This window comes from Mesorhizobium sp. M5C.F.Ca.IN.020.32.2.1 (genome assembly GCF_004023105.1).
In the GTDB taxonomy this organism is placed as follows: domain Bacteria; phylum Pseudomonadota; class Alphaproteobacteria; order Rhizobiales; family Rhizobiaceae; genus Mesorhizobium; species Mesorhizobium wenxiniae.
On record NZ_RZSX01000310.1, the window covers coordinates 1 to 6,618 of the forward strand.

Sequence of the window (6,618 nt, forward strand, 5' to 3'; positions counted from 1 at the left end):
CGATGCTGGACAGCATGGTTACGGCACCAAACACTGTGCCGAGGATGCGCTGGCCGAAATATTCGCGCGCCAGCACCGCATACAGCGGCATCACGCCGCCATAGGTGGCGCCGAAGATGACGGCGAGCGTGTAGAATTGACCAAGCTCACTGACGGCGAGATAGGCTGCGATGACCACGGACTGTATCGCCAGACCGGTAATCAGCACCGGCTTGACCCCTAGCCGGTCGGCAAGCACGCCGTATAGAAGCCTGCCGCCCAGCCCCGCCAGGCCCTCGATGCTGTAGATGCTGACCGCCGCCATTGGCGCTATGCCGCACAGCATCGCATAGCTCACCATGTGGAAGATTGGCCCGGAATGCGCCGCGCAGCAGGCAAAGAAGGTCAGTGCCAGAACGATGAATTGCGGCGAGCGCAGCGCTTGGCGAACCGACATGCCGGTATCGTTGGCGGCAAGGTCGGAGGTGGCGTCGTCAACGGCAGGCTTGGGCGGCTGGCGCACCAGCAATGCGGCCGGCACCAGAAGCGCCCACGCCGCGACGCCGATGACCAACATGGCGGTGCGCCAGTCATAGGCCGAGATCAGCCAGCGCGCGAAGGGCGAGATGGTCATTGGTGCCACGCCCATGCCGGCCGAAACCAGCGAAACGGCAAGGCTGCGGTTCTTGTCGAACCAGGCCGTGGTCAGAGCGATCATCGGCGCGAAGAAGGCGCTTGCCGCGAGGCCGACAAGCACGCCATAGGTGATCTGGAAGACAAGCAGCGAGCCGGTGCGGCTGGCCAGCACCAGCGCCAGCCCGAGCAGCAACGCACCTGTCATCACCACGATGCGGGCGCCGTAGCGGTCGTAAATGGCGCCCCAGGCGAAGCCGCCGAGGCCCATCACCAGGAAGTTCAGCGTCATCGCGCTCGATATACCGGCGCGTGACCAATCTGTGTCGAGCGTCATCGGTTCGAGGAAGATCGCCAGCGAGAACATCGCCCCGAGGGCGACACAGGTCATCATGGCGCCAGCCGCGACGATGACCCAACGATAGGAAAGGCTCATATTTTTCTCCCGAGATCGTTTGGACACGGCGCGACTTCTTTCGTGCTTCGCAGCGCCGCTTGCGTCCGAAGGACGATGGCGACATTTCGAATCCTACAATCCGGTTGCATTTTTTATCCAGTCGGAAATCGCGCCACTCGATTGCTCCATTACGTTGACCGTGCGCCGTCCTGAGCTAGATTTCCAACCTGGCGATCAGGAGCTAACAGGCATGGAACTTCATCGCGGCCGTCTCATCGACCACGTCCAGTTGGTGGTCAGGGATCTCAAGGCCAGCCGCCGCTTCTACGAGTCGGTTTTCAAGGTGCTCAATGTTCCGATCGGCGGCAGCGCCGAGGATTGTTTCTGGGCAGACGAACTGTTCGTTTCGAGCGCCGACAGCCGGGCGGCCCAGGGAAAACTGACGGGGCGCCACCACCTTGCCTTCCAGGCAAAGGACCGCGCGATGGTCGACGCCTTCTACAAGGCCGGCCTCGAGGCCGGCGGCACGGACAATGGCGCACCGGGCGAGCGGCAGCACTACCATCCCGGCTACTATGCCGCCTTCCTGCTCGATCCCGACGGCAATAACATCGAGGCCGTCTTTCACGGGCCGGCGAACCGCAGCGCCGCCTCGGTGAAGATTGCGTTCTGATGACCGGGTGACGGATCGACGGCGGAGGCCGTCCCGACCTATCCTATCGCGTCAGCACCGCCATCCGGCCCGCCAGGAATTCGACGAACAGCCGGGCGCGGACCGGTAGCTGTCGCCCATACGCATGGACGATGTGCACCGGCATGGTCGGCATCGCCACCTCGGGCAGGATGCGGACCAGACGGCCGGCGTCGAGATCGTCCTGCACGGCAAACTGCATCAGATGCGCGATGCCGGCTCCGGCAAGCGCCGCTTGACGGATGGTGCCGCCGTCATTGGTATCGAGCCGCCCCTTCGGCACGATCACCGTGCCGTCGGCCAATGTGACGGGATAGGGCCGGCCAGCCATCTGGTAACGGACGAAGTCGTGGCTCTGCAAATCCTCGATCGAGGCCGGCCGGCCACGCCGTTCGACATAGGCCGGCGACGCCACCAGGACGATCGGCAGATTGGCGATCTTGCGCGCGATGAGCCCGGTGTCCGTCAGCGCTCCCATGCGCACCGCGACGTCATAGCCTTCGCGGATGAGGTCGGCGTGGCGGTCGGTGACGCTGAGCTCCAGTTTCACCTCGCCGTGCTGAGCCAGGAACGCTTGCGCCCATGCGGCGATCAGGCCACGCCCGAGTTCCACGGCTGCCGTGACGCGCAGCAGGCCGCGCGCCATATCCGCCATCTGAACGATATCCTCGGCATCGTCCAGCGCTCTCAGCAAAGGCGCGACCCGCTCGTAATAGGCGAGGCCTTCGCTGGTCAGTCCCAGCCGACGCGTCGAGCGCTGGATCAGCCTGACCCCCAGCCGCCGCTCGAGCCGCGCCACGCTCTTCGACACCGCCGACGGGCTGGAGCCGAGCAACCGGCTGGCGGCATGGAACGAGCCGGCGTCGACTGTACGCACGAAGGCGACAAGACCGGCGGTCTTTTCGAGGATGGTGGTCATTCAAGAATTCCAGGCACGAAAGAACCGATCGAGGTAATCCTAATACGCTATCCGATCACGATTAAATGCCGCTCATCATCGACAAAGGAGATTTTGATGAGCAAGCTGAACGGCAAGGTCGCCATCGTCACCGGCGCCTCCAAGGGTATCGGCGCCGGCATCGCCAGGGGTCTTGCGGCGGCCGGTGCCGCCGTGGTCGTCAACTACGCCTCGTCGCGGGAAGATGCGGACCGCGTCGTTGCCGAGATCAAGGACGCAGGCGGCCGGGCCGTTGCCGTCCACGGCGACGTGTCTCAAGCGGCCGACGTACGCCGCCTGTTCGAGGCCGCCAAATCGTCGTTCGGTGCGCTCGACATCCTGGTCAACAATGCCGGCGTCTTCGCATTCGAACCGCTGGAGGCCGTGACCGAGGCCGAGTTTCACCGCGAATTCGACACCAATGTGCTGGGCACTATCCTGACCATCCGGGAAGCGGTGAACCATTTCGGTGCCGGAGGCGGCAGCGTCATCAACATCAGCTCGGTCGCCAGCCTCAATCCGCAGCCGAACTCCCTGGTCTACGCCGCCACCAAGGGCGCGGTGGATTCGATCACGCTGTCCATGTCGAGAGAATTGGGCGCCCGCAAAATTCGCGTCAACGCCATCGCCCCAGGCGGCGTCGACACTGAGGGTCTGAAACGCATCGGCATCGTCGGCAGCGAATTCGAAAGCCAGATCGTCGCCATGACCCCGCTCGGGCGCTTCGGCCAGCCCGCCGACATCGCCCGCATCGCGGTGTTCCTAGCCTCCGACGACGCGTCCTGGCTGACCGGCGAGCGCATCACCGCCTCGGGCGGTTGGCGGTAAGCATAGAGCCGCGGACCGGCCGTTTCACGCCCCAGGCAGCGCGACGTCGATAAAACACCGCAATCGATGACGGGAGCGATCTAAGCCCTATGTTGCGGCGAGGGAGGAGCGCCGTGCGGTATCGATGACGGCGAGAAGGTAGGGAGATAACGGATGACGGACGACGAAAGAGCAATCCGAAAGCTGGTCGAGACGTGGATGGATGCGAGCAACCGTGGAGACACCGGGACCGTCCTCAGCCTGATGACGGACGACGCGATCTTCATGGTTCCTGGCCGGGAACCCGTCGACAAGGAGATCTTCGCGGCGGCCGCGCAGGAGATGGCCGGCGTTCATGTCGATGGCACGAACGAGATCGTTGAACTACAGCTTCTCGGCGACTGGGCCTTCATGCGCGGCCGTATCGATGTGACCGCGACGCCGCCGAACGGGAAGCCGGTGCGTCAATCGGGATACACGCTGACGCTCCTGCGCAAAGAGGCTGATGGTGAGTGGCGGCTCGCGCGCGACGCAAACCTGCTGACTGCGCAAAGCTAGAGCCGGTCTCCTGCGTCTCTGCACCGGATGCGATGCAGGTCGCCCTGAACAGCCTCCTCCACCTGATCACACCGGCAACAGGGCGTTCGGCTTGACATAGGCTATGGAGGCGAAGAGTGCGTTTCGCACCACGCTATCTAAGCGATTTGTGTGCTGATCTCACGCAGAGATGGAAGTGGCGGGCACCGATCGAGCCGGCATTTGCGTTGACCATCTCTGCCCTATGTTGCGGCAACGGAGGAGCGCCATGCGATGCCGAACGACAGCGGGGAATGGACGGTCCGGCTGACGCATGCACCGGACCTCCGGGCACCGAACCTCGAGGCAAAGGAACGGGCCGCCGCTTCTCTCTATCGCTACAATATCGAAAAGACCGGGATCGACGACAGAATGCCGGTCGGCGCGGAGCTTTGCAGCTCTTCGGGAGAGGTGTTGGGCGGCCTTTGGGGCCGGACTGAGCTTGGGTTGTTGTTTCTCGATATGTTTTTCCTGCCGGAGCGCGTACGCGGGAAATCGCAAGGTGCACGGCTTCTCGCGGTGGTCGAGGAGGAAGCGAGAAGCCGCGGCTGCAAGCGTGCCGTTGTCGAAACAAGCAGCTTCCAGGCTCCGGATTTCTATCTCCGGCACGGCTACGACGAATTTGGCCGGGTTGAGTTCGGCAACGACGGTCACGCCCGCATTTTCTTGCGCAAAACGCTGGAATGAGGCGCCGCTTGTCAGACCCGGCTTCGCACCTGCCCCTCAGGCCGGCTCGCGCTTCAGCGCCTGCGCCATGCAATGGATGCCGCCGCCGGTCTTCGAGATCTCGCTCATATCGACCGCCGCGACCTCGAAGCCACGTGCCTTGAGCTGGCCGATTAGCGTTTGGCTGGACGTCGGCGCGATCACCCTGTCCTTGCCCAGCGACATGAAGTTGCAGCCGAGTGCCATCGTGTCCTGGAACGGCACGTCGATGATCTCGTGGCCCTTGCCTTTCAGCCAATCGACGATGCCCGGCTCCGTGCAGGCGAGGCAGACGGCGGTCAGCTTCTCGGCGATCGGCACCACCATTAGGTCGATATGGACATAATATTCGTCGATGAAGGCGATGCGGGTTTCCCAACCCTCCTTGTCGAACCAAGCCTGGACCTGGCGCGCGCCCTCCTCCTGCGTGCGGGCGCCACCGCAGCCGATCAGCACCACGCCGTCCTCGATGACGTTGAAGTCGCCGCCCTCGAAAGTGCCCGCGGTGACCATGTCGTAGATCGGGATGCCGAGCTTCTCATAGGTGCGGATCGCCGCATAGTTCTCGCCGCGCCGCCACCAGTTGGCCATCGCGGTGATGATGACGCCGTACGGCGTCATGACGCTGGAATCGCGTGAATAGACCTGCATCGGCAGTTCCGGCGTCGGCTCGTGCCAGTGGATGTTGACGCCGAAATGCTCATAGGCGGCGACCAGATCCTTGTGCTGCGCCTGCGCGATCTGGACGTTGCACGGCGCCTCGCGCAGATGTTTGCGCGACAGCGAGCTGGTCGAGAGGTGGCGCAGGAAATTGGGCGAGCCGAGCAGGACGTCGGTCAAGACATCGGTCTCGTTGGCGAAGCCCCAAGTAGTCAGGGGCTTGGTGCCGCCGGCCGGATTGCGGCGTTGCAACGAAAACGGTTCTGCTACGATGCGGTCATGAACGGTCATGGGGTTCTCCTCGCTTGGGTGATCACGCGGCTTGCGGGTTGCTTGGTATCCACCAGTCCCGTCCGCGCGGGGTGGTGACATATTCCGGCCAGCGGAAATGGATCGGCGGGTCGTAGTCGCAAAGTGGCGCCAGCCAATTGCTGCCGCCAATGCCGCCACCGGTGCGGGCGACGAATTCGTCTATCGCCGCATCGCGGGCGGACTTGTCTTCCAGCAGGCGAAGTGCTGCCAGCGCAATCGTCTTCGACGCGCAGGTGACCATCGGATCGATCGTGGCGGAAATACCGCCCAGCGCGTTCATCGCCCAGGACGGATAGACCTGGCCGTTCCGCGAACGCAGCGCCGGGCGGGCGACATAGAACCGCGCCGTCGGCGCGTGCCATGACATGTCGGTGTAATCATCCGAGGTCGAATTGAGCTGCGACGGCGGCAAGTCGCGGCGCAGGATCGCCTCCGCATCCTGCGGCGCAATCAGGTGCTCCATCTCGGCTATGAACGGCTCGTCGGTCGTCGCGCCGCCGGCATTGACCTGGATTTCGCGGGCGATCGCCTTGGCCGTCTCGTCCCAGCGCGGTGGCCCGACCGTCGACAGCGCCTCATAGGCGATATCAGCCATGGCGTGATTGGCCAGCCCCGGACGCGACTTCGACACCCAGTGCCGCTCATGGCGGCAGCCGCTCATTTGCGCGGCGGCTTCCGCATTGCGGTCGAGCACGGCGGTCACCTGCTCGGCCATCGCAAGCGTCGGCACGCGGATCATGTACTGGATCTCGGCCAGCCCGGCCGGCAGATTGTCGGCGGTCGCCTGCCCCGCCGTCAGGATCGCCTCGCTGATCGACCAGCCGCCCTGATGCGGCAGCATGGAATCGCGTAGCGCCTTGGACGCCATGTACATCATCATGAGCGCGTCGTTGGCACCCGGCGCCCTGACCGCCGAATGCG

Annotated in this window: 7 protein-coding genes and 1 pseudogene; 4 read left to right on the top strand and 4 right to left on the bottom strand. The window is 64.1% G+C overall.

The features are described from left to right. Positions 1-1,048: MFS transporter (locus EOA86_RS16930; protein ID WP_128342693.1), on the bottom strand; the 1,048-nt coding region annotated here is incomplete at its 3' end. A gap of 211 nt (positions 1,049-1,259) precedes the next feature. Here EOA86_RS16930 and EOA86_RS16935 point away from each other — a divergent pair. Then, positions 1,260-1,682 carry a VOC family protein gene (locus tag EOA86_RS16935; RefSeq protein WP_128342694.1) on the top strand — a complete coding sequence of 141 codons (423 nt, stop codon included), beginning with the start codon at positions 1,260-1,262 and terminating at the stop codon, positions 1,680-1,682. Between the two features lie 43 nt (positions 1,683-1,725). Here the strand turns inward: EOA86_RS16935 and EOA86_RS16940 are convergent, their stop codons facing one another. Next, on the bottom strand, positions 1,726-2,619 hold the full coding sequence (locus EOA86_RS16940) for a LysR family transcriptional regulator (RefSeq protein ID WP_128342696.1): 894 nt from the start codon (positions 2,617-2,619) through the stop codon (positions 1,726-1,728). A 96-nt stretch (positions 2,620-2,715) separates the two neighbouring features. Between EOA86_RS16940 and EOA86_RS16945 the strand changes: the two genes are divergently transcribed. The 3 genes from EOA86_RS16945 (at position 2,716) to EOA86_RS16955 (ending at position 4,707) form a co-directional block, all read left to right on the top strand. Beyond that, positions 2,716-3,465 (top strand): glucose 1-dehydrogenase, encoded by a 750-nt coding sequence (locus tag EOA86_RS16945; RefSeq protein ID WP_128342698.1) that lies wholly within the window; start codon positions 2,716-2,718, stop codon positions 3,463-3,465. A gap of 153 nt (positions 3,466-3,618) precedes the next feature. Further along, positions 3,619-4,002, top strand: a complete 384-nt coding sequence (locus tag EOA86_RS16950; RefSeq protein WP_128342699.1) for an SgcJ/EcaC family oxidoreductase — start codon at positions 3,619-3,621, stop codon at positions 4,000-4,002. Between the two features lie 252 nt (positions 4,003-4,254). Further along, positions 4,255-4,707 (top strand): GNAT family N-acetyltransferase, encoded by a 453-nt coding sequence (locus EOA86_RS16955; RefSeq protein WP_128342701.1) that lies wholly within the window; start codon positions 4,255-4,257, stop codon positions 4,705-4,707. Between the two features lie 36 nt (positions 4,708-4,743). Here the strand turns inward: EOA86_RS16955 and EOA86_RS16960 are convergent, their stop codons facing one another. Then, positions 4,744-5,676 carry a dimethylarginine dimethylaminohydrolase family protein gene (locus tag EOA86_RS16960; protein WP_065006680.1) on the bottom strand — a complete coding sequence of 311 codons (933 nt, stop codon included), beginning with the start codon at positions 5,674-5,676 and terminating at the stop codon, positions 4,744-4,746. A gap of 22 nt (positions 5,677-5,698) precedes the next feature. Next, positions 5,699-6,618 (bottom strand): annotated as a pseudogene (locus EOA86_RS16965) (amidohydrolase); the annotation flags it as partial.

What these genes read in the sequence shown, in the direction of transcription:
- EOA86_RS16935 (WP_128342694.1), top strand. Translation starts at nt 1,260, where the DNA reads ATGGAACTTCATCGCGGCCGTCTCATCGACCACGTCCAGTTGGTGGTC.
- EOA86_RS16950 (WP_128342699.1), top strand. Translation starts at nt 3,619, where the DNA reads ATGACGGACGACGAAAGAGCAATCCGAAAGCTGGTCGAGACGTGGATG.
- EOA86_RS16955 (WP_128342701.1), top strand. Translation starts at nt 4,255, where the DNA reads ATGCCGAACGACAGCGGGGAATGGACGGTCCGGCTGACGCATGCACCG.
- EOA86_RS16960 (WP_065006680.1), bottom strand. Translation starts at nt 5,676, where the DNA reads ATGACCGTTCATGACCGCATCGTAGCAGAACCGTTTTCGTTGCAACGC.
- EOA86_RS16940 (WP_128342696.1), bottom strand. Translation starts at nt 2,619, where the DNA reads ATGACCACCATCCTCGAAAAGACCGCCGGTCTTGTCGCCTTCGTGCGT.
- EOA86_RS16945 (WP_128342698.1), top strand. Translation starts at nt 2,716, where the DNA reads ATGAGCAAGCTGAACGGCAAGGTCGCCATCGTCACCGGCGCCTCCAAG.